Annotated in this window: 23 protein-coding genes; 15 read left to right on the top strand and 8 right to left on the bottom strand. The window is 40.8% G+C overall.

Annotated features, from left to right (window positions below):
* Positions 1-611, top strand: a 611-nt coding sequence (locus VGA95_14515) for a hypothetical protein (GenBank protein ID HEX9667757.1), incomplete at its 5' end; no start/stop codon positions are given.
* A gap of 287 nt (positions 612-898) precedes the next feature.
* Here the strand turns inward: VGA95_14515 and VGA95_14510 are convergent.
* Complete coding sequence (locus VGA95_14510) at positions 899-1,840, bottom strand: calcium/sodium antiporter (GenBank protein ID HEX9667756.1); 942 nt, start codon at positions 1,838-1,840, stop codon at positions 899-901.
* A gap of 235 nt (positions 1,841-2,075) precedes the next feature.
* Here VGA95_14510 and VGA95_14505 point away from each other — a divergent pair, with 235 nt between their 5' ends.
* Positions 2,076-3,803, top strand: coding sequence for an AMP-binding protein (locus tag VGA95_14505; protein ID HEX9667755.1), 1,728 nt, complete (start codon positions 2,076-2,078; stop codon positions 3,801-3,803).
* 43 nt (positions 3,804-3,846) lie between these two features.
* Entirely contained in the window at positions 3,847-4,308 is a 462-nt protein-coding gene (gene tadA / locus VGA95_14500; GenBank protein ID HEX9667754.1) for a tRNA adenosine(34) deaminase TadA, read from the top strand.
* A 4-nt stretch (positions 4,309-4,312) separates the two neighbouring features.
* On the opposite strand, the gene VGA95_14495 is transcribed toward tadA, so the two are convergent.
* The 6 genes from VGA95_14495 to rpmH all read right to left on the bottom strand — a co-directional run bounded on the left by VGA95_14495 (position 4,313) and on the right by rpmH (position 7,808).
* The gene (locus VGA95_14495; protein ID HEX9667753.1) at positions 4,313-4,627 is read right to left on the bottom strand and encodes a zf-TFIIB domain-containing protein; all 315 of its coding nucleotides are present in this window, start codon (positions 4,625-4,627) and stop codon (positions 4,313-4,315) included.
* Between the two features lie 98 nt (positions 4,628-4,725).
* Entirely contained in the window at positions 4,726-5,409 is a 684-nt protein-coding gene (gene jag, locus VGA95_14490) for an RNA-binding cell elongation regulator Jag/EloR (protein HEX9667752.1), read from the bottom strand.
* Positions 5,369-7,072 carry a membrane protein insertase YidC gene (yidC, locus tag VGA95_14485; protein ID HEX9667751.1) on the bottom strand — a complete coding sequence of 568 codons (1,704 nt, stop codon included), beginning with the start codon at positions 7,070-7,072 and terminating at the stop codon, positions 5,369-5,371. Before yidC ends, jag begins: the two co-directional genes overlap by 41 nt.
* A 15-nt stretch (positions 7,073-7,087) precedes the next feature.
* Positions 7,088-7,294: a membrane protein insertion efficiency factor YidD gene (yidD, locus tag VGA95_14480; GenBank protein HEX9667750.1), complete on the bottom strand. Its 207-nt coding sequence runs from the start codon at positions 7,292-7,294 to the stop codon at positions 7,088-7,090.
* Positions 7,295-7,305: 11 nt separating this feature from the next.
* Positions 7,306-7,662, bottom strand: coding sequence for a ribonuclease P protein component (gene rnpA, locus VGA95_14475; GenBank protein HEX9667749.1), 357 nt, complete (start codon positions 7,660-7,662; stop codon positions 7,306-7,308).
* Positions 7,659-7,808: a 50S ribosomal protein L34 gene (gene rpmH / locus VGA95_14470; protein HEX9667748.1), complete on the bottom strand. Its 150-nt coding sequence runs from the start codon at positions 7,806-7,808 to the stop codon at positions 7,659-7,661. The genes rnpA and rpmH overlap by 4 nt, the downstream gene beginning before the upstream one ends.
* Before the next feature lie 592 nt (positions 7,809-8,400).
* Between rpmH and VGA95_14465 the strand changes: the two genes are divergently transcribed.
* The 4 genes from VGA95_14465 (at position 8,401) to VGA95_14450 (ending at position 12,334) form a co-directional block, all read left to right on the top strand.
* Entirely contained in the window at positions 8,401-9,108 is a 708-nt protein-coding gene (locus VGA95_14465) for a lytic transglycosylase domain-containing protein (protein ID HEX9667747.1), read from the top strand.
* A 128-nt stretch (positions 9,109-9,236) separates the two neighbouring features.
* Positions 9,237-10,136 carry an LLM class F420-dependent oxidoreductase gene (locus VGA95_14460; protein HEX9667746.1) on the top strand — a complete coding sequence of 300 codons (900 nt, stop codon included), beginning with the start codon at positions 9,237-9,239 and terminating at the stop codon, positions 10,134-10,136.
* A gap of 292 nt (positions 10,137-10,428) precedes the next feature.
* On the top strand, positions 10,429-11,499 hold the full coding sequence (locus VGA95_14455) for a carbon-nitrogen hydrolase family protein (GenBank protein ID HEX9667745.1): 1,071 nt from the start codon (positions 10,429-10,431) through the stop codon (positions 11,497-11,499).
* 175 nt (positions 11,500-11,674) lie between these two features.
* Complete coding sequence (locus VGA95_14450) at positions 11,675-12,334, top strand: DUF434 domain-containing protein (protein ID HEX9667744.1); 660 nt, start codon at positions 11,675-11,677, stop codon at positions 12,332-12,334.
* 8 nt (positions 12,335-12,342) lie between these two features.
* Here VGA95_14450 and VGA95_14445 read toward each other — a convergent pair whose 3' ends face one another.
* The gene (locus VGA95_14445) at positions 12,343-13,893 is read right to left on the bottom strand and encodes a nicotinate phosphoribosyltransferase (GenBank protein HEX9667743.1); all 1,551 of its coding nucleotides are present in this window, start codon (positions 13,891-13,893) and stop codon (positions 12,343-12,345) included.
* A gap of 702 nt (positions 13,894-14,595) precedes the next feature.
* Between VGA95_14445 and VGA95_14440 the strand changes: the two genes are divergently transcribed.
* From VGA95_14440 to VGA95_14405, 8 genes are all read left to right on the top strand, one after another.
* Entirely contained in the window at positions 14,596-16,032 is a 1,437-nt protein-coding gene (locus VGA95_14440; protein HEX9667742.1) for a hypothetical protein, read from the top strand.
* A 22-nt stretch (positions 16,033-16,054) separates the two neighbouring features.
* Positions 16,055-17,026 carry a metal ABC transporter substrate-binding protein gene (locus tag VGA95_14435; protein HEX9667741.1) on the top strand — a complete coding sequence of 324 codons (972 nt, stop codon included), beginning with the start codon at positions 16,055-16,057 and terminating at the stop codon, positions 17,024-17,026.
* 73 nt (positions 17,027-17,099) lie between these two features.
* Entirely contained in the window at positions 17,100-17,849 is a 750-nt protein-coding gene (locus VGA95_14430; protein ID HEX9667740.1) for an ATP-binding cassette domain-containing protein, read from the top strand.
* A 217-nt stretch (positions 17,850-18,066) separates the two neighbouring features.
* Positions 18,067-18,891, top strand: coding sequence for a metal ABC transporter permease (locus VGA95_14425; protein HEX9667739.1), 825 nt, complete (start codon positions 18,067-18,069; stop codon positions 18,889-18,891).
* A 135-nt stretch (positions 18,892-19,026) separates the two neighbouring features.
* Positions 19,027-19,449, top strand: coding sequence for an OB-fold domain-containing protein (locus VGA95_14420; protein HEX9667738.1), 423 nt, complete (start codon positions 19,027-19,029; stop codon positions 19,447-19,449).
* 46 nt (positions 19,450-19,495) lie between these two features.
* Positions 19,496-19,990, top strand: coding sequence for a thermonuclease family protein (locus VGA95_14415; protein HEX9667737.1), 495 nt, complete (start codon positions 19,496-19,498; stop codon positions 19,988-19,990).
* A 108-nt stretch (positions 19,991-20,098) separates the two neighbouring features.
* Entirely contained in the window at positions 20,099-21,085 is a 987-nt protein-coding gene (locus tag VGA95_14410) for an SDR family NAD(P)-dependent oxidoreductase (protein HEX9667736.1), read from the top strand.
* 37 nt (positions 21,086-21,122) lie between these two features.
* A partial coding sequence (locus VGA95_14405) for a glycosyltransferase (protein HEX9667735.1) occupies positions 21,123-22,079 on the top strand: 957 nt, incomplete at its 3' end.

The raw sequence follows: 22,079 nt of genomic DNA, 5'->3' as shown, positions 1-22,079 counted from the left end.
ATGTAGAGCTGAGAGATCCCGAGGATACAAGCAAGGTCCTCCGTCCCTTCTGGGATCCGGTCGAAAATCCCAGCCCCCCCGATGATGCGAAGGGATTGCTCTTTATAAAACCATTTATTCCCCACACGACGCTTACCGAGTATTTTAAGGACGAGAGAAGGACACGAGAGGCCTTTGACGATGACGGATTCTTTAATTCCGATGATCTGTTTGCAAGGGGAATCGACGGTCGTTATTACTTCCTTGGAAGATTTAGCCGGATCAGGGTGTCGGGCGAAAATGTCGATCCAATAGCTGTGCAGGATATAGCGATGCGCTATAGTGCAGTCCAGGAAGCCATTGCCGTGGGGATAAGGCTACCCGATGTTTCAGACGATGAAATAAAACTAAACATCACACTGACACATGGTGCCACTTTTGATCCAGTGGAATTCAGCAAGTGGATGGCAGATCAGGTTATGGTTGCAATGGTACCGAGATTCATCGAGGTATTTGGGGAAGGATTTCCAGTAACTGCGACCCAGAAGATAAAGGTTGCTGAGATGAAGAAGCTCACCGAAAAGACCTGGGACCGGGCAAAGACGGGCCTCAGGTTCAGTTCCAGAAGGTAAAACACCTATTTCTCCAGGCAACTTTGAAATTGTCATGTGGGGTTGGAAAACCTTGTCTATATACTGACCATTTCGCCTTTTGTGGGTGTCGATTCGACATCCGATGCATAGTTTTCTGGAATGTCTTTTGCTTTCATAAAAATGGTAAAGCTCCCGCGGACGATCGGCGGGAATCCACTTATTGACCCCTTTATGGGTCCCTGATGAGGGGATTCAGGGACGACTCTTAAGGTTTCGAAAATATTACCTAGGGATCTCTGCATATGTTTTTTTGGGAATTCTTTACTTCAAAACAGTAAAACGATAAATAACATATAAAAGACAAGAAGCATGATTCCCTCGATTCGGCTGATACGAGAACCCGTCTTCATTATAGGAAGAGCTGCCAGGGCAAACAGAAGCATTACTGGAAGTTCGAACCTGAGAATATCGGGATTAACCTTTGTTGGTCTTATAACAGACACAATTCCAAGAATTCCTATGTTAAAAATATTGCTTCCAATTATGTTCCCAACCACAATATCATGCTCCTTTCTATAGGCAGCTACCATTGATGTAGAGAGCTCTGGTAATGATGTTCCGATCGCCACAGCTGAAACACCAATGACAAGCTCACTGACTCCGAATGCGCTTGCAATGAAGATCGCTGAGTTCACGATGAAACGGGCTCCGATGATTAGTCCCAGGAGCCCTAATATAATAAAGATTGCATTTTTAATCATAAAATGATCAGTACCTATAAATTCTCGAAACTCAGTTTCAAGAGTAGATGGTTCTTTCAAAGCACCGAAGTAAGCGTAGATAATGAATGCAGGCGAAGTCGTAAAGAGTAAAATTCCTTCATAAACTCCAATTCTTAGATTAAAGGCGGTAAAGTACGTAAGTAAAGATAAAATAATCATAATTGGCACTTCAGCCTTTAAGATTTTTATCTGTATCATAACGGGGCAGATAAGTGCGGAAATACCTAAGATTAGTCCGATATTTGATATATTGCTGCCCACAATATTTCCGACTACTAAGTCACTTGAACCTTTGAACGCTGCAAAGAGGCTTACAACAAATTCCGGAGTAGATGTACCAAATGCGACTACCGTTAATCCAATTACTATGGTATTAACGCCGAGGTTTCTTGCCAGACGCGTGGACCCCGTTACTAAACCTTCGCCACCCAAATAAAGAAGCGCAACTCCCAATGCGAATAAAAGAATATGGATGGCTAATTGCATATATCCTCGCTTTAACCGGTAGCACTAGTTATTAAATAAATTCCTTACTTGTTTTGAATCAAAAAAATCAGGTAGAATATTTATCCTTTTGTATGATTAGTTGATCAAGGCGCAAGTATTATATCACTTAAAAAACCCTTTTGACATTTAAGGATAGATAATTGAAAGAATTTGGTTAAAATGTTTTTTATCCCTTTTTAAGTGAAATGTCGTATGACAGTGAAGGAGGGTTAAAATGCTTCTGCTATTTAAACCACGTGACTCTAAGTATACGGGTGGGGGGACCCTACCAAATGGTACTTTTGATGATACATCTGAATGGTTGCCAATAACGCGATATTTAGAGAAGGGAGCCGAGAATTATCCCGACAATACGATGTTCAGGGTTGCTGATAAGGATGGCAAACTTGTAGAAAGTTACTCATATGGAGACACTAACAAATGGGCAAACAGGGTAGCAAATGGTCTTATACAGGAATTTGGCGTGAAAAAGGGTGATAAGGTAGGCATGTACATGCTTAATTGCTCCCAGTATGTGGCATCTATCATAGCTATTCACAAGGCCGGCGGGGTTCAGGTGCCTATCAATAAGGACGAAAAGGGTGAGAGGCTTGCATACGTTATAAATTATTCCGATATGGTTGCCTTGGTCGTTGATCCTGGTAGTGTTCCTTTTATTCAGGAGATTTCGAAGGATCTGACTAATCTGAAAACAATCTTCGTAACAGGTGATCCCGGCACCGTTCCAAAAGACATAAATGGAATAAAGACCCTTCCCTTCAGTGCTTTTGATGGTTTCTCAGGTGATAACCCGCGCGTTGATGTAGCGGTTTCTGATATGGAAAGATGTATGTTTACGTCGGGTACTACTGGAATGCCGAAAGGGGTCGCTCGCAACCACGGTGGCGTAATAATGACTGTGCGTGGATATCTCCAACAGCAAGGCATACGTAGTGAAGATGTCCTGATGAGTATTCTTTCACTTGGTCACGCAAACGCACAGGTTATGTGTCTTTTCAGTGCCGTTGGAGCCGGCGCCACAGCCGTATTTTATCCTAGATTCTCTGCTTCGAGCTTCTGGAAGTGGGCATCTGAATGCGGGGCTACGTGTGCAAACATGTTGGGGGCGGTAGCAGAGTATCTATGGGCTGCTAAACCGAGTGAGTGGGATAGTAAGCATAAGCTTCGGATAATGCTTGGCTCCCCAGCTCCCCGTAATCTTCAGGAATTTCAGGAGAGATTCGGGGTTCGTGTTTTAGATGGTTATGGGTCGACCGAGATGGGCATGGTTCTTTGGAAGGATCCGGAGGATCACCGCCCTGGTTCATCAGGCTTCCCGATGGAGGGATACTATGTTGAACTCCGTGACCCACAAGATAGTGATAAGGTTCTGAGGCCTTTCTGGGATCCATATGAAGATCTCACTCCACCTGAAGAGGCAAAGGGATTGCTTTTTATTAAACCGGTAGTTCCACACACCACACTAAACGAATATTTCAAAGACGAAAGGAGAACGAGGGAGGCTTTTGATGACGATGGATATTTCAATTCAGATGACCTGTTTGCAAGGGGTATAGATGGAAGATATTACTTTGTTGGGAGATTCAGCCGCATCCGGGTATCCGGAGAGAACGTTGATCCTATAGCAGTGCAGGATCTGGCGATGCGTTATGAATCTATTCAAGAGGCGATCGCGGTTGGCATCAGGCTTCCAAATGTTTCTGATGATGAGATCAAGCTCAATGTAACCTTAAAGCCTGGAGTCTCGTTTGACCCAGTGGAGTTTAGCAGATGGATGGCAGATCAGGTAATGGTGGCAATGGTTCCGAGGTTTATAGAGGTTTACGAGGATGGATTCCCTGTTACTGCAACACAGAAGATCAAGGTGGGAGAAATAAAAGAGATTACAGAAAAGACATGGGACCGCGCAAAAACGAGTCTTAAGTTTAGCGCTCGTAAGTAAAAAGAAAATTCACCCGTTTAGTCTTTATACGCTACCTACTTCTATGACCCGTTACATCGACGAAGCCTTTATGCGATTGGCTTATGAAGAAGCCATAAGGGCTAGGCTAAAGGGAGAGGTTCCAGTCGGTGCCGTCCTGGTAGGAAACGATGAGGATATTATTTCCATTGCCCATAATCTTTGTGAGACTTCATTTGATCCTACTGCTCATGCTGAGATAATAGCCATAAGAGAAGCCACAAAAAAGTACCAACGAATTAGAATTAGCCAGAGTACGATTTATGTTACCCTTGAACCATGCTCAATGTGCATTGGTGCAATTGTTTTGGCGAGGATCAAGAGATTAGTTTTTGGTACCGATGATCCAAAGTCGGGTGCCGTAGTTTCGAACTACAATATAGGGGTTGATGGAAGATTAAATCACACTGTCGAGGTCTCTGGAGGAGTGTTGGAGGAAGAATGTGCTGAATTACTCAGGGATTTTTTTCAGCGCTTAAGAGGCTGAGGTACTAACTACCCTTGAAGAGGTTGATAATTTCTCTTAAAGAACTTTTCTCATCTGGACCAGCAAGCTTCTCGAGCTCACCATTGTCGAGCCACACACCTTTACATGAATTACATTTATCAATCTTTATACCACGAAATACTACTTCCTTCAGATCTCCTCCACATTTTGGACATTTCATATGGCAGATTTCTTTTATGTTTTTCTTTTGTTCTTCTAAAATCTCGCGCTTTAATTTCTCCTTGAGGCGCTTTGCCTTTTCAGCATCCTCCTTTGCGAAATATTCGTCTTCACCCTTGGTAGGTTTATCAGAACTCATCAAATGGCTCCCTTCTTATCGATATTCTTTACTGGCTTATGTTTGTAGATTGTCCTGCAAGTCCGAAAATATGAACGTTACTATACTTGGAATATAAATTAAGCCCCCGTTTGATTTGATTCTCGGTCTCTAGCTCTATGGTGTCTCTGTGGGTTTATGACAATTCTCTTTTCTTCTCCACTGCCTCTTGTTTCGTAAGTTATTCCTGATTCTTGTTTTAGCGTAATGTATGTAATTCTTCTTTCAAAGGCGGACATTGGCTCCAGAGTGATTGGTTTTCCGATCTTTCTTACTTTTTTTACTGTATCTTTTACCATTCTTGAAATAGATTCTTCTCTCCTTCTCTTATAATCATCTACATCGATTAGTACTCGCTTTTCCCTTCCATCTTCACAAAACCTTCCCGAAATTTTACCGGTGATGTACTCCAACGCCTTGATCATCTCACCTTTCCTGCCTATTAAAAGCCCCTTGTCATCACTGATCTTTACGTCAAGTTCAATTTTATCAGCGGTTTCATTTAAGGTAATAGAATGTGAAGAAACAATGTATCCCAGTATATCTTGGAGTGCTTTCTTGGCTCTTAGTCCCTTTTCACTGATATCTGATTTCGTTACCGTAATCCTGACACGGGCTTCTCTACCTCCGATTCCCAATACCCCTTTTGATCCCTCTTCCAAAACCTGAACCTCAATTTCATTTCTGGTTACCCCCAAATCCTCACATGCTCTTATTATCGCTTCAGACACGGTCTTTCCTTCTCTTTCTATCACTATCGGCATCGATATTTCCTCCTTTTGGCACCCTAGAACGACTGTTTACGTAAAGTTGTTGACCTATTGATAGTATGTTACTCACTGTCCAATATAGTATCAACCCTGAGGGCAGGCCCCAAAACATCACCGTAAAAATCAAAGGCATAAATTGCATCATTTTCATCTGCATATTGTCAGCTCCGACAGTTGTTGTGGGAGTCATCTTTTGAGAAACATACCAAGAAGCGCCCATGAGTAGGGGCAATATCCTGAATGGCATTCCGATTCCTGGTATATCGAAGAGGGTCTCAGGTTCGGAGAGATCCTTTACCCACAGAAATGAACTCTGACGGAGTTCTATCGAGTACAGCAGTACTTCATACAGAGCGATAAAGACCGGAAGCTGAATCAAGAGAGGCAGACATCCACCGAGACTACTGAGCGGGTTAATACCATAACTCGAATATAATTTCATAAGTTCCGTATTTTGCTTCGTCTTATCATCCTTATACTTCTCTTTGAGGGTATCGATCTTCGGTTTAATCTCCTGCATCTTGTTCTGCATCTCTTTCATAGAGCCCATACTCTTTATAGTCAGCGGAAGGAAAATTAGTCTCATAATAATAGTTATGATGATTATCGAAACGCCATAGTTGTGAATATAGGTATTTATATATGTAAGCAGCTGACCGACAGGTCTCGCAATAATGCCAAACCATCCGTAGTTTATTGCATTTTGGAGTTCGAAACCTGCGGATTTCAATATTTGATACTCCTTAGGGCCTAAGAATAACTTGGATTTGTGAATCGAGGTGGTACCCCGTGGTATGATATCATCAGGATATCGATAGACGGCTCTACCGAGACTATCACTTCCAGCGGACGAGAAAATAATTTGAGTCTCACCACCGATTTCGGTGAGGTATGCTTTGAGAAAATATTTGTTCGAGAAACCAAACCAGCTTATTAAACCTTTCAACTGGGTGGGTTCTGCGGGCAAACTATTGATGCGTTCGACTTTATCAGAGACCAAAGCAGTAAAATCCTTATTGTTTTGCTCTCTGCCTTTATTTTGTATTTGATCATACCATTCGACTGATAGTCTTTGGTTGATATTAGAATCATTCGGATTTGTGACCTCAACTCTTTGTTCGAGCAGATAACTATTGGGGTTAATTGTGAATATATTCCTGACCTCGATTCCGTCCGGTGATTTCCAGTAGAGAGTTAAATCATGCTTTTCGTCCCGTAAATCGAGCACCTTATTGCCACCATATTTGAAGGGTATGATGTCCGGGATCTCATAGCCTTTCAGCTTCAGATTAAAGTTATATGAAGGTGGTGAATCCTTAAAAAGATTAACGGTCGGAGAATTTATGGAGGTTGTTTCTCTATATTTTCGCAGGTTCCAAGAAATTATCCTCCCCCCGGCAGTGTCAATAGTTCCTGTGTATAAGGGAGTATTTATAGTTATAAGCTCTCCCTTTGGGGCATCAGGAATCACGTATTCTTCTACTGGGATTTCCTGTTTCACCGGAGGAGGTTGTTGTTCTATAACCCTTTCTTCCTCACCTACAATCTTAGTGGCTTTCTTTGTCGATTTAGGTGCGAAAAAGATGGAATAACCAACTATAATTGCAAAGGATAATACAAAAAACAGTATGTAGTTAATCTTAGTTTTATCAAACATCCCCTTAACCTTACGTCAGACTGGGTCATACCCTCCATTCCCAAAAGGATGGCATCTTGTGATTCTCTTGATTGCATACCAGACACCCCTTTGAACACCGTACTTATCGATAGCACCTACTGCGTACTCTGAACAGCTTGGGTGAAATCGACACGATGGAGGTAATATGGTGGATATCGTATATTTATACATTCCTAGCAAACACACGATTACAAATTTTATGGCATTATTCGTCATGAGAGTTTCAAACTAATTTTATCACAAATTTCTTTTCGAGTATTGTCGTAATCTAGAGTTTCCGCGTTCTTTTTACTGGCGACTATCACTACGTCTAAGGAATTAAACTGATGTTTGTTTTTTCTAAATACTTCCCTTATCAATCTCTTTAATCGGTTTCTCTTTACCGCACTTGCAAATAGTTTCTTTCCAATTACTACTCCGAGTCTTGAGTATCCAAGTGAATTTTTATTACAGTGTACAATAAAGCTTTTTGTAGTGTACGTGTTGCCTTTCTCAAAAACTTCTCTAAAATCATCGCTTTTCCGAATTATATTTTTACTTGGGAAATTGAGTCTTGAAGGAAAATTCATTTCTTCCAGGCCTGAACTGTGAGACTGTGTCTCCCTTTAGCCATCCTTCTCTTCAGAGTGCGTCTTCCTCCATTTGTACTCATTCTTTCGCGAAAGCCGTGCACTCGTAATCTTTTTTTCACATGAGGTTGATAGGTCCTTTTCATGACGGAACTTTAGAAACTAACACGAAATAAGGTAAAGGTCAAGGTTATTTTGGATATGAATAGGGGTAATGTTTTGAACTAATGAACGCAATTGAACTAATCCAATAGCTAAATGAGACAGGCAAGTAAATTGACGCTCAATAGCCTACCTGAATTGGCAATGTAATATAAGTAACAATCCCGAGAAATAGATCTCTTAAACCTTTTTGTTACTAATATGAATTAAAATTTTTATATCAAACTCGAATCGAAAAGTATTATTTTTCAATTAGAAAAACTCTAGAATTCTAAATGTGAAAATTGAATATTGTTTTTTCTCCTTATTTCGCATTTGCGAATAAATGACTTGACATATGTTTTATGAGTAGTATTTTATAAAGCGATTATTTGATCGATTTACATTAAAAAATTAATTACGAAAAGCCTTTGTCTTATATTTATCATCTGATTTGCTCTAAATAAAAAAAATTCACCCTATCTAGTTTATCTATTAATGGTTTTAAAAAGAGGCTACCAAGTTAAATTGACGCTTAAATCAAAAAGAGTTAATTGAAAGTCTGATAGACAGGGCAGATCTTGAGGAGGCGTTGAAATGTTTAAAGGATTTCACAATAGCTTGATTCTATCTATTTTTGGGGTTATTAAAATTATTTTCCTATTCTCAGTTATTGTCTTATCCTTTTTTATATTGCATAAACTTGGATTGATATCGAATCGACAAGCAAATACGACAATTAGTACCTTTCTGAAACAATATCCAGCGATATATGAAAATGGTAATTTAAATGGGGGAATAGACACTTCCACACCGACTGAAAGCGATATATTAAAATTAATTCTAAGATTTTCAGACGACATATCTTCATCACAGGCACAGGAGCTGGCCAAACTGATTATTGAAGAATGTGACAATTATGAAATCGATCCTTCACTCATCCTTGCAATCATTCAGGTTGAAAGTAATTTTTCACCGATGGCTGTTTCCGGTAAAGGTGCTATCGGACTAATGCAGGTAATGCCCTCCACTGGAGAATACCTGGCTGAAAAACTTGGTATTTCGATCAGTGGGAAAAAGGAGCTTCATGACCCATTCCTCAATGTAAGGCTTGGAATATATTACCTTTCCTTATTGGAGGATCGTTTTGATAATACTGAGGATGCGCTTTTTGCCTACTATTATGGGCCTAGCAGGTTTGAGAGCATAAGATATCTCGGTAGGAAATTACCCAGGTATGTTAAGAAGGTTCTTAACTTTAAGAGCTTTCTTGATGATGAGGTGTTTATGTTGAGTCAGAGTTAAATACAGTAATTTAGGATGTCTTTTTTCTTGGTAATCATTATTTCTTTTCTTATTTCTCTTGTTCCTTAAAATAGGAATTTAGAGTTAAAATCAATTTCAAGTTTTAATTTGCTTAAATTTGTCTAGAAATGAGATTTGGAATTGCTCTGCCTAATTTCGGTAAATATGCACAAAAGGAATCGATCCTTGCTATTGCGAAATCGGCCGAGGATCTTGGATTTGATTCTTTATGGGTAAGTGATCATATTGTAATACCGGAATCACATAAGGGTTTTGGCGATGTATTTTACGAGCCTCTTACAACACTGTCTTTTGTTGCCGCTAAGACGAGGGTCATTCAACTTGGCACTAGTGTGATTATTCTTCCATATAGGAATCCAATAGTTCTCGCAAAGATGATTTCGACCCTGGACGTACTTTCCGGTGGGAGAGTTATATTGGGGGTTGGCGTAGGATGGCTGAAAGAAGAATTTGATGCGCTACGTGTTTGTTACGAGGAACGAGGTTCGATTACTGATGAGTATATATATGTCTTAAAAAATCTCTGGTCTAACGAGGAGCCAGGCTATCGGGGAAAGTATTATAATTTTTCTAATATTAAGTTTTTCCCAAAGCCTATTCAAAAACCGCATCCACCCATATGGATCGGTGGTAACGGTCTGGCGGCTCTTAGAAGAGCGATTACGTTGGGAAATGGATGGCATCCCGTGGGCCTCACACCGAGCGAGATTGAAGAAAAAACAGGCGCGCTGGGCGAATTGCAAACTAAAATTAGATCGTCAAATTTTGTGATATCATTGAGAAAAAATCTACAAATCTATAAGTCAGGAAAGAAGAAGCCCGATGTCCGCGAGCCACTTCGCGATACTCCTGAAATGATAGCGAGGTCTATTGAGAAATACTATGAATCAGGGGTATCGCATCTAGTTTTTCAGATTTTAGGAGGGGAGTTTAAGGATATCATCCATACCATGGAATTTTTTTCAACCGATATAAGGCCTTATCTTAAATTGGGATTACAGTATTAAGTTTGCAACAGTGTTACCAGCGTGATTGCTGCCAAATCATTGGGACCCATCCCGTTTTTTCCCCCGGTTGGAAAACCCCGCCCTATCGAATGAGCATTTATACAAACCGCGGTGGGCACGACATTCCTGGCCCGCTAATATTTGCGAGAATGCAGGGGGCGGCCCCCGAACGCACCATCAGGTAATCCTTATACGAGATGTTGACAAGATGCGGCTATTACTGCGATAATGTCGTGTATCTTCTAATTAGTTTATTCTGTTAATCGTGATTGAATTTTAATTGGTGATAACTATGGAGCGCCCAAAACAAAAATATATAGCCGCAGCCGTTCAGGCTGCGCCGATTTTCTTAAACAAACAAGAAACCGTAGGCAAGGTATGTAGTTTAATTGAAGAGGCTCGCGAAAACGGGGCCGATTTAATCGTATTTCCCGAGGCGTTTATCCCCGCATATCCATACTGGCCAAAGGACCTAGGAACCGGGCCTGAAAGGAAGCTTGTATTGGATGCCTATATGGAGCTCTATAAAAACTCAGTGGAGATCCCGAGTGAAGATACGGAAAAGCTTTCAGATGCTGCACGCAAGGCCGGATCTCATGTAATAATCGGAGTAAATGAAAGGGAAGGTGGCACTTTATACAACACGATACTTTACATCGATAAAACAGGCGCGATTATAGGCAAACACAGAAAGCTTCTTTCGATTGACAGCGAAAAGTGTATATGGGGTATGGGTGGTGCAGAGGACATTGGAGTTTTCGAAACTGAGCTTGGAAAGCTAGGTGGATTTTTCTGTTATGAGCACCACATTACATTGGCGAAATACGCAATGTTCATGAAAGGTGAGCAGGTTCATGCCGGACTCTGGGCCGGTCACGGATTTGTTAAACCCACGATGGACTGTGCCAGCAGGGAATATGCCTTTGAGGGTCAGGTTTTTGTTATTGCAGCTTCTGGCTACATTAATGAAGATATGATTCCGGATAGTTTTCCTCTTAAGAAGTTCACGACCTGGGATTTCCCGGGCGGTAGCGGGATAATAAGCCCCAGGGCCGAATATCTCGCAGGTCCTCTATACGATTGCGAGGGAATATTGTATGCAGAAATTGATATGGATATGATCATACGTGCCAAGGCCGTGATAGATTCGGTCGGTCATTTCTCGAGACCCGATATTCTCAGTTTGAAAATAAATGAGACGGGTCGTGTCGAAACATTTGTAGACGATGGTGAATACGTTATCTCTAACGAGAATTATAAGATGATTATGAATTCGATTGAAGAACTCAGAGAAAGACAGAAGAATCTAGATTCAAAGATTGACTCAATTATAAAGGCTTTGGAAACCAGGGGAAAAAATTAGTACGTTGTTAACTTTTATTGAAATTTTCAGCTAAGGTAATTACACTCTATATCCACGCATAAATATTCAATTTGTGCATTTCCGATTAAAGTCTGAAATCGTCACTAGAGTAAACTTACTTTATCTGTGACTTAGCTTTACTCAACTAGAAATAGAATTCAAACTTTATCGAACCGTGGTTAATATAGACAAGGTCATAGCTGCCAGTAGTGATTATCTCTATTTAAAGAGGAGGGGTTATTCAATTAAATCTATTTTAGAGATTATAGGGAACCGATTTCAGCTTAACACCGAGGAAAGGAATGTGCTTTACAGAGGATTTTTTACAAAAAAGGAAATCGGAAGCAGAATGAATAGGATATTAAGTGAAAAGAATGTCAATGGCAGTTTGCTTGAAATTGACGGATATAATCAGTTGATTACCATAGAGTCTTACAGAAAGGGTAGGTTTGTATTTAAAGCCACAGACGGTATTGTCAGGGATACCGCTTCGGTGTATCGATCGTATAAAATTACTGATATTACTGTTGAAGTCCTGAGGATCCTGATCAAAAATCTCTGCTATTTAGGACTTAGAGAGGCAAAGTTTTATTTTGACAAGCCAATATCGCATTCAGGTGAGTTGTGTGTGTTGATAAATGAGTTGATGAATAAACATCGTATAGCCGGAAATGCTGAAACAGTAATGTCTCCGGATCACGTTTTAAAAGATGCTGGTTTTGTCGCTAGTTCGGATTCGGTGATAATTTCAGAAGCCAAGGGGATTTTTGATTTGGCAGGTTGGCTTATTACAAGGGTATGGAGACCAAAGTTGGTGGATTTTAGCGTGTGTTAGTATGTTATTTATTTCCCCTTTGTGAGTGATCTGATCAGACCCTGTTTTAACTCCCAGAGACGCTGTGAAAGAGAGACATGATAAATATGCGGGTTCACGATCCGTTTTACGCCGGAATCAAGCCGATCTATATCTTTCTCACGGACCTTTCGGATTTCCTCAATAGATGGGTGATCATAATTAAGTTTCCCTTCAGTCAAGACTTCGGTCAAAAGCGGTTCTATTTCGTGAATTTTATCTCGACTCAGTATCCGATATTTAGTATGATCTAATGGGTGGTGTAGTATAAGTTGATTGGATTCCATGGGTTCGTTTGCATCAAGGCTTAACAGGTCAGCCGTGGCTTTTCCTCTTGTGTCATAGATTCTCCATACATGCTTAAATGCCGGGTTAAGAGTTTTTGATGGAGTCTCTGAGAGTTTAATTGCTGGAACCCACTCCCCTTTTTCCTCAACCCCAACAAGTTTGTACACACCGTCTAGAGCGGAATCCCCCTTTGATGTAATTAACCTTGTCCCTACTCCGTATATTAGTCGTTGGATCAGATTGTCTGCATCGACACCCCATCTTGATGCCTCTTCTTCGATCTGGGTAATTATTTGCCACACTACCAGTTCATCCAACTGGTTTGACAGGACAATCTTAGTATTTGGGAAACCCGCATCATTGAGCATCTTTGCGGCTTGAATGCTCAAATAAGCTAAATCGCCTGAGTCCAGTCGGATGCCTACGGCCTCGTGCCCTCTACGCTTCAGTTCTTCAAAAACCTTTATCGCATTCGGTATGCCGCTTTCAATCGTATTTATTGTGTCTACCAGCAAGACGCAGTCATCCGGAAAGACATCTGCATATGCTCGAAAAGCACCGATCTCGCCTTCTCCGAGGGCCATAAAAACCTGAACCATGCTATGAGCGTGGGTACCCTTAGGTGGATACCCTAGAACGTGTGAGATTCCTACTGTAGATGTAAAGTCGGCACCACCTATTAGCGCGGCTCGGATCCCTGCATTTACGCCCCTTTCGTGCCCACGACGCATTCCGAATTCGATTAATGTTTGACCTCGACCAGCTTCATGTATGCGGGCTGCTTTGGTTGCAATCAGTGTTTGGTAATTTAGTTGATTGAGGAGCGGGGATTCAAGTATTTGGGCCATTGCCAGGGAGCCCTGTACAACAGTTAGCGGAACGTTTGGGTGGACAACTCTTCCCTCAGGTATTGCAAGCATAGAAATAGATTCAAACGAGCCATTTCCCCTGACCCATCTAAGAAAGTCCTCATCAAACAGTTGTTTCCCGGTATTTCCAGTTTGTGAACGTAATAACTCGATATCCTCGTCTCGAAAACGTGTGTTTTGCATCCAATCTATTAGCCATTCTAGTCCGGCATTGATGCAATAACCTGCCTTATGGGTGCCGTAGTCCGGGTAGTTCCTGAAGAAATGGTCAAATTGGACCTTCTTTTCATGTATACCCATTCGGAAATAAAGCTGTGCCATTGTGAGTTGATATTGGTCGGTAAATAGGATTCCCTCTGCTATTTTTCTATCTGAATCTTTCATCGTATCTCCTGTGTCATGATTCCCTTTTCCAATTTGAATTTTCGTTATTGATTTGTAACTTACATTATATCGTAAACAAGATTTTATTATGACAATTCTATAAAAGATACTTAGCTCTATGATATCGAAAGAGCATATGAAATTCAGGGAAGAAAGATAAAAAGCATGGACATAAGAAATAATGGCGGTTTGATTTGGCGAACGGCCCATCAATGACTATTTTGATTGACACGTTATATTGTTTGTGATATTAATAACCATTATATACCCCGATACCCGACTGTTATAGCGATGAGATTTAGAAATAACACAAAAATATTGAGTTCGTTTTTATTAATAGTATTTGTTCTGTCCTTAGGCTTACATAATCATGTCTTTTATTTTGGTTCCTCTTTACCTGATGGAGTTTATAAGACTGAATCAGGTTATCCTGGTCACAACAGCGAATTTTGCTCCGCCTGCCGTTTGAGCGGCAATTTAAGACAAACAGATAAATTTACAAATATTGATTTCAATAAATCTAGTCTATTAATAGCTTATGCTAACACAGATCTTATAATCCCCTCATCATATTTCCGATTTAATTGTTCACCTCGTTCGCCTCCAATTTCGTAACTCCTCCCTTCAATATTTTCTCAGCATTTCCATTATTGATTAGTTGTTTTATGGGAGGTTCACTAACTTTAATCTTGGAGGTGAGATATGACATTCGACTTATCTATAGGGTATTTCAGAATATCCTTATTAAATAAAATAGTTGTCACCTGTGCACTGTCCTTTTTCTTTTCTACCTTGATTTCATCAAATCAGGCCGTGGGTGAAGAAGGGGACATAAAAAAACAGATACAGGAGCTTCGCCAGCAGATGCAACAGATGCAACAGAAGTTGGAAGAGCTTGAAAAGAAAAATATGGAATTAGAGAGCCGGGCCAAGAAAGCGGAGGAAGAAAAGAAATCAGAGGAAGAGATCAAGCAAATTACTCAGGCTCCTTTACCCAGAGAGGGATTTTTCCAAAGGGCATTACAAACACTCAATCCTGATATAAGCATTATCGGAACATTTGCCGGTGCGTGGTTCAATGAGGATGATCCCACTGTCTTTGCAGAAGCTGATCCACAAAATACCGGAGTTAATCTCCAGGAAATAGAGATTGGTTTCCAGAGCGTAGTAGATCCTTACTTCAGATTCGATAGCTTTATATCTCTTCAAAAAGAAGGAATTGAAGTCGAGGAAGCCTATGCAACTACTCTTTTTTCTCTTCCATTGGCTAGTCAGTTCAGGGGTGGAATAATGAGGGCTAAATTCGGAAGGATAAACCTGATACATAGGGAATTTCAAAACTTCGTGACTCTTCCGATCGTGGCTGCGGAATTTCTGGGCGAACACCTGAATCCGCCTCAGATAGAGCTTAATATAGCCCCTGCATTTATTCCATGGTACATGGAGCTGACTGCGGCTGGCGGAAGTGCAGATGTGGAAACGGCGTCATTTGCCCAAGACGGAAATGATTTGGGGAAATTACTATACAACTTCCATATTGCCAACTTCTTTGAGATCACAGAAAACTTATCAGTTAATCTTGGAGGTTCCTACGCAACCGGCGTAAACGCTACAGGGCCTGACGAAAGTACTAACCTTTTTGGACTCGATCTGTTCGCAAAGTACCGTCCCCTGAGGAACAATCCTTATCAGGAAGTTATGTTTCAAACGGAATGGATGTGGCGTAACGCACAGACCCCAGAGGAGAAGCTTAAGGATTACGGTTTTTATGCTGAATTGGTATACAGATTCTTGCAAAGGTGGAATACAGGATTTAGATTTGGCTTGACCGATACTAAGACCCCTATTCCATTTGAGCCTGGTAACGGTGGAAATGGTGAAATTGAGGAATTACTAAAACCAGAAGGTATGTTTAGCTTAGCATCAAGTGGCGAAGAGGGAGAAGAAGAGGAGGAAGCAATGCTGGGTCTATTCGGAAGGACTTACCGCATCTCTCCCATGTTAACTTTCAATCCGAGTGAATTTTCAAGAATTAGATTGCAGTACGATTATACCAACTTTGACTTCAAGGAGAATGAACACGCGATATATCTTCAATTTCAATATTCGCTTGGTCCCCATGGGGCCCATCCTTTTTAGTTGAATTTAATGGGAGGAATTTATGATGAAAGCTCGTAACAAATTTCTATATTTTCTCTTTGTTACCATACCTTCTTTGTTATTATTAATTTTTATATCAACTGGAGTTGCTCTTGCTAAGGTACGAATAGTAACCTCTCTTCCGGATTTTGAAGCAATAGCCAAAGAGATAGGAGGAGACAAGGTAGAAGTAAAAAACATCGCTAAAGGCTACCAGGACCCACATTTTGTCGATGCAAAACCAATTTTTATACGAGACCTGAATAGAGCAGATTTGCTAATATATCAAGGCTTAGATCTGGAGTTAGGTTGGCTTCCGGTTCTCATTACAGGATCAAGAAATTCAAAGATTACGTCTCTTTCATCACCTGGTCGTCTTGACGCTTCAACCCTAGTATCAAACATTCTGGAGGTTCCGATAACAAAAGTTGACAGGAGTATGGGAGACATACATCCCTTTGGGAATCCTCACTATATGCTGGATCCAAGTAATGGTATTTTGGTCGCAAAAGGGATTGCGGAGAGACTGGAACAAATTGATCCTGAAAATGCTTCATTTTATGAAGACAATTTTAGGCAATTTGCCAATCGGCTAACCAAAAAGATCAGGGTGTGGGAGACTGAACTCGCGCCTTTTAAGGGTACTAAGATAGTGGCCTACCACAAAAGTTGGGATTATTTTGCAAATTGGGCAGGTTTCGATGAAGTCGGGTGGATTGAACCAAAACCGGGGATTCCTCCCAGTCCTTCCCATGTGGCAAACCTGATTAAGAATATGAAACAAAGTGATGTTAAACTGGTTATAGCCGAGTCCTTCTATCCTCAAAAAACGGCCCGTATAATTGCCGAGAAGACTGGGTCGGAGTTTCTTGTACTTCCGTCCAGCGTTGGGGCCAGGCAAGGGATTGATACCTATACGCAACTATTTGATACAATTGTTAATGAGCTCACAGCAGCTTTAAGTAAAGTGAAGAACGTTGAAAAGGCTACATAAAAATCATCTTAGTTTCGCGAAGCTGGCATAGGAGTAAGTAAGGTTCTAGATTTATGGGAGATGAAATAGAATCATGAAATTAAAACCTCTGATTGAGGTTAGGGACGTGGCCATCGGATACTTCAACGAGGGCTTTTTAAAATCGATAAACCTGTCTATTGAAAGAGGAGATTTTTGGGGGATAATAGGACCCAATGGAGGGGGAAAGAGCACATTGATTAAGACAATACTGGGGCTTATCCCGCAAGTGTCTGGTCGAATAGACTACCGAGATAATACAGTATTCGGCTATGTTCCTCAGACGGAAATTTTTGACAGGATTTTCTCTGTGTCAGTGTATGAAATTGTCATGATGGGGAGGTATGGTCGTATTCCATTCGGTAGAAGACCGGGGCAATCAGATCGGGAAATAGTCGACGATTCTCTCGATAAACTTGAAATCTCTCACTTAAAGAATCGTCCATTCAGATCGCTCTCAGGTGGTGAAAAACAGCGAGCTCTGCTTGCCCGAGCAATAGCGGCAACTCCTGATATATTGGTTCTTGACGAACCTACAGCATCTGTTGACGTCAGGGGAGAAACTGAAATCCTGGAGCACGTCGAGAGGGTAAGAGAGGAAAGTAAACTTACGGTTCTAATGGTAAGTCATTTCTTAAATACCGTATCGAGGTTTGCAGACCATGTGATGGTAATCGATAAAGATAACGGTATCTTCAAAGCAGGGATTAAAGGCGACGTTCTAAGCAATGAGATTATAAGGGAGATATTTGGAATAGACATAACTCTTGACCAGATCCCTGATAGGTTAAGGCAATTAATTTGATTGACGTATTTTGATGCTTACCCGGGATTCAATATGAAATAAATAATAAAGAGCCCGTGCCGGATGCAATTGAAGGAAATTATTTCTTGATTAATTAAAGTGTTTGATGATTCTGAATATTTAAATATAGCTTATGCAAGGCTAGTCAACGGGTAAAGATTGAGAAATGGCGTCAATTACTGAATTTGTAAACAGTTACTTTCTTTGGCGGGACCCTATGATAGTAGGTGCTGTTTCGGGGGCGATTTGTGGGTTTCTCGGAGTTTACGTTGTACTCAGAAGGATCATTTTTGTTAGTGCCGCGTTAACTCAGGTTTCAAGTTTCAGTGTGGCTCTTGCCTTTTATCTTCAAGGATTTGCAGTTTTAAGCATATTTGGTCATTTGATAGATCCATTTACGATGTCATTGATTTTCACTGGATTGGCTGCCCTGTTTTTTGCATTAAAAAGGGATTTTTTCCCAATAAGCCAAGAGGGGATTATAGGATTTGGTTTCTTGATTGCTTCGGGACTTGTGGTGATACTCGGTGACCGCATAACAAAGGGAGCCCATGATATAGCAGATATTCTATTTGGCAGTGCTGTTGTTGTCGATCCGACGGATGTTTATGTCATACCTTCGGTTGCCATATTAACCATTATTGTTCATTTGGTCTTCTATAAAGATTTCATTTTTGTTTCTTTTGATCAGGAAACGGCGCTCATATACAAATATCCTGTTAGATTACTTAATACTATTTTGTTGTTGACAGTTGGTCTTATAATTGCGGTGACCACACGGGCCCTTGGTGCACTACCTGTATTTGGACTAATTGCTCTGCCGCCCCTTGCTGCCCTCTTTTTAACTGAAAAGCTAAATATGGTTTTTATATTCGCAGTTATCATTGGCATTCTTTCAGCACTCTTGGGTTATTTTTTCTCATTTATACTTTCTATTCCGACCGGAGCTTCAATGACGGTTGTTGCATCCCTATTTTTTCTGCTTGCATTTGGTGTTAAGGAGGGAAAAAAATATTTAAGGACTCAAGGCCAATTCTTTTAATGAGTGAATATAGTAGGTAACGTAATTCTAAATAATAATGTTTTTGATTTAAGTAAATTTACTTGTAAAATATTGCAATACTGGATTCCATAGACAAGAAAATATTTTGAACATTGATGATGGAGGTATTCGCGAATGGGCGAAATCAAGGAAAATGACGAAGTGTTGCTTCCGGAGCTATTTGCTACTGACAGTGCTGGAAGGGTTAGACTTGTGGCTGGGTACTATAAAGAGTCCGACAGCTATACTTTCCCTAAATATCTGGTAGATCCAAAAAGCTTCTCTGAGGATGTGGAAGAAAGATTTTTAAGCCCAACAGGTACTCTTCATTCTTACACGATTGTTAGGAGGAGCATGCCCGAATTCCCAGTACCATACGCGCTTGCCCTTGTAGATTTTCCTGAAAAGGTGAGGGTCATGGCGCAGGTTGAAACAGATAATTTCGACGACCTCAAGATTGGAAATGAGATGGGTGTGACTGTTGGTACTGTGAGAAAGACCGCTGATGGAAGAGATGTCAAGTCGTATAAGTTTTATACTGTAAAGAAGGCTGAATAATGGGTTTTTTAGAAGAACAATTCTGTAAATAAATCCTTTATGTCATATGCATGCTTTCATTGCCTTTTCAGCTGGCTTCGTTCTAATATTAGTTAGTTGCAGTGGATACGAAGAGGTTAAAAGAAAGTTCCCTTTGGTCTTTCCGAACTACGTCCAGTGCAATGTAACGAACGTTATAGATGGGGATAAATTTGATTGCCAACTTCCAAACATTCAAATTGAGAGGATTAAATTAATTGGCGTTCAAATTCCAGCATCTTTCAAAGAAAGAGCAGGTAGCTTTACCAGGTCCGAGTTATATAGGGGTTTACCAGTCAGGCTCGAACCCGATCAACTCACGAGTGATGGAGTAAATCTTCTTGCTTATGTTTATTTGCCCGGGGGACAGATGCTCAATTCTTTACTTATCGAGCAAGGTTATGCCGAATATAGTGGCGAGTCCCCTAATCTACGATACGAAAAATACTTTTCAAATTTGGAGAGTGAAGCGAAGGAAGAGGGTAAGGGGTTGTGGGGAAAAAACAAAGAAATTAATGAATGACTGCATTCCTCAAGTTATAATTGATAAACACTTATTAAACTTTTGAAAAGAAGTCAGAATTGACTTTCTACTATTAAATCTTAATTCTTTATTCTAATACGGTATTCTATGCCCACACTTGTGACAGGAGCTACAGGATTTATAGGTTCTCATGTAGCAAGAAAGCTCGTCGAAAGGGGCGAAGCAGTCAGGGTCCTCATAAGAAAAACAAGTAAGACATCAAACATTGATGGTCTTGATGTCGAAAGGGTTTATGGAGATGTTCTCGATCGTGAATCTTTAAGAGTGGCCATTAAAGGGTGCGATACCTTATACCATGTGGCTGGGTTAGTTTCATCTAAGAAGGCACATTACAAGAGGATGTATGATATTAATGTTAATGGGACGATAAATGTACTTTCAGCGGCATTGGATGAAGGAGTGGAAAGAGCGGTTTACACCAGCAGTATTGCGGCTATTGGAGTTGACTCTAACGGAGGGGTCGCAAATGAGGAGACTCCCTTTACGCTCGAGCATTTAGGAATTCAATATATAAATACCAAACATAAAGCTGAAAATGAAGCCCTTAGAATTCATAAAAAGGGTTTGCCTCTTGTGGTTGTCAATCCATCGGTAGTTGTGGGACCAGGAGATATATATCTTGCTTCATGTGGCTTTATTGTAATGTACTGTAAAAGGAGATACCCGGGGTATATAGATGGCGGTGTAAATTTGGTTGGTGTTGAGGATGTCGCAGAAGGCCATTTGTTAGCCGCAGAGAACGGAAGGCCAGGCGAGCGTTATGTATTGGCTAACAAGGACTATAGCATTAAAGAGCTTTTTTCACTTCTCGAAAAGGTAACAGGGATTAGCAGTCCTAAAATAAAGATTCCTTATATTGTAGCCCTAGCAGGCGGCTATTTAACTGAACGATTGCTCCGATTACCGTTTTCGAGCTTTGTTTTACTTGATACAGATTCTGTAAAGGCTACGAGTCTAAAATGGTATTTCGACAGTTCCAAATCAATACGTGAGCTCGGATTCCCACAAACCTCAATTGAGAAGACGATAGAAAAAACTGTAGAGTGGTTTAAAGAAAATGGTTATATCAGGTAATTTGCCTCTTCGATTCTAGCCGACTGGAAATATATTCATGAAAATCACGATACTTGCGATTGGATCACGAGGTGACGTTCAACCACTTGTTGCTCTAGGCTTAGGGTTAAAGTCAAAGGGACATGACGTAACAGTGGCCACACACGCAATATTTGAGGGCTTTGTCCAAAGTCATGGGCTGGGCTTTTTTTTGATAAAAGCGGATCCTAAGAAAACGTTAGAAAGCCGAGCTGGACAAGAGGCACTTAAAAATGGGGCTAGTCCATTAAGATCGTGGATAAACTTTATCCGTATGGTAAGACCAAGCTTTATTCAAACAGGCCTTGACTGTTTGGATGCTTGCAATCCGTCTGATCTTATTGTTTATTCTCCATTCAGCACGTTTTTTGCTCTCCATGTTTCAGAAAAGCTCAACGTACCAGCTGTTGCCGCCTATCTAGCGCCAACGCATCCCACAAAGCAAATACCCAGTTTTTTATCACCCACTCAAGGGAACCTCGGTGGAATGTTAAATCTTTTTTCATGGACGATATATGATGTCATAACCTCGTTATCCTATAGGCCTATTATAAATGAACTGCGCAGTAAATATTTTGGTTTACCTCCCCTTGGTATCGCTTCTTTTCAAAGCAGGCGAAATAAGGAGATGCTGGTTCTATACGGTATAAGCCCATCAGTCTTTCCGAAGCCCCGTGATTGGCGTGAAAATATTAAGGTTACTGGCTACTGGTTCCTTGAGAACGAATCGGGTTGGTCTCCTCCGGCGGAATTACTGGAATTTCTCTCTGGAGGGACGCCGCCGGTTTACATAGGATTTGGTAGCATGACCGCTCATGACCCTAAATCTCTGACGGAAACGGTATTAAAGGCATTAGAACTTTCAAACCAAAGAGGGGTTTTATTAAATGGTTGGGGATGTCTCGGTGGCGTAGGTTTGCCTGACAGTGTTATTGAAATCGATTCGGCTCCGCACAGTTGGCTATTTCCGAGAATG

This window comes from Thermodesulfobacteriota bacterium (assembly GCA_036397855.1).
Taxonomy (GTDB): Bacteria; Desulfobacterota_D; UBA1144; order Nemesobacterales; family CSP1-2; genus DASWID01.
The sequence above is the reverse complement of the archived record's forward strand: the minus strand, read 5'-3'. Positions and strand labels throughout refer to the sequence as shown.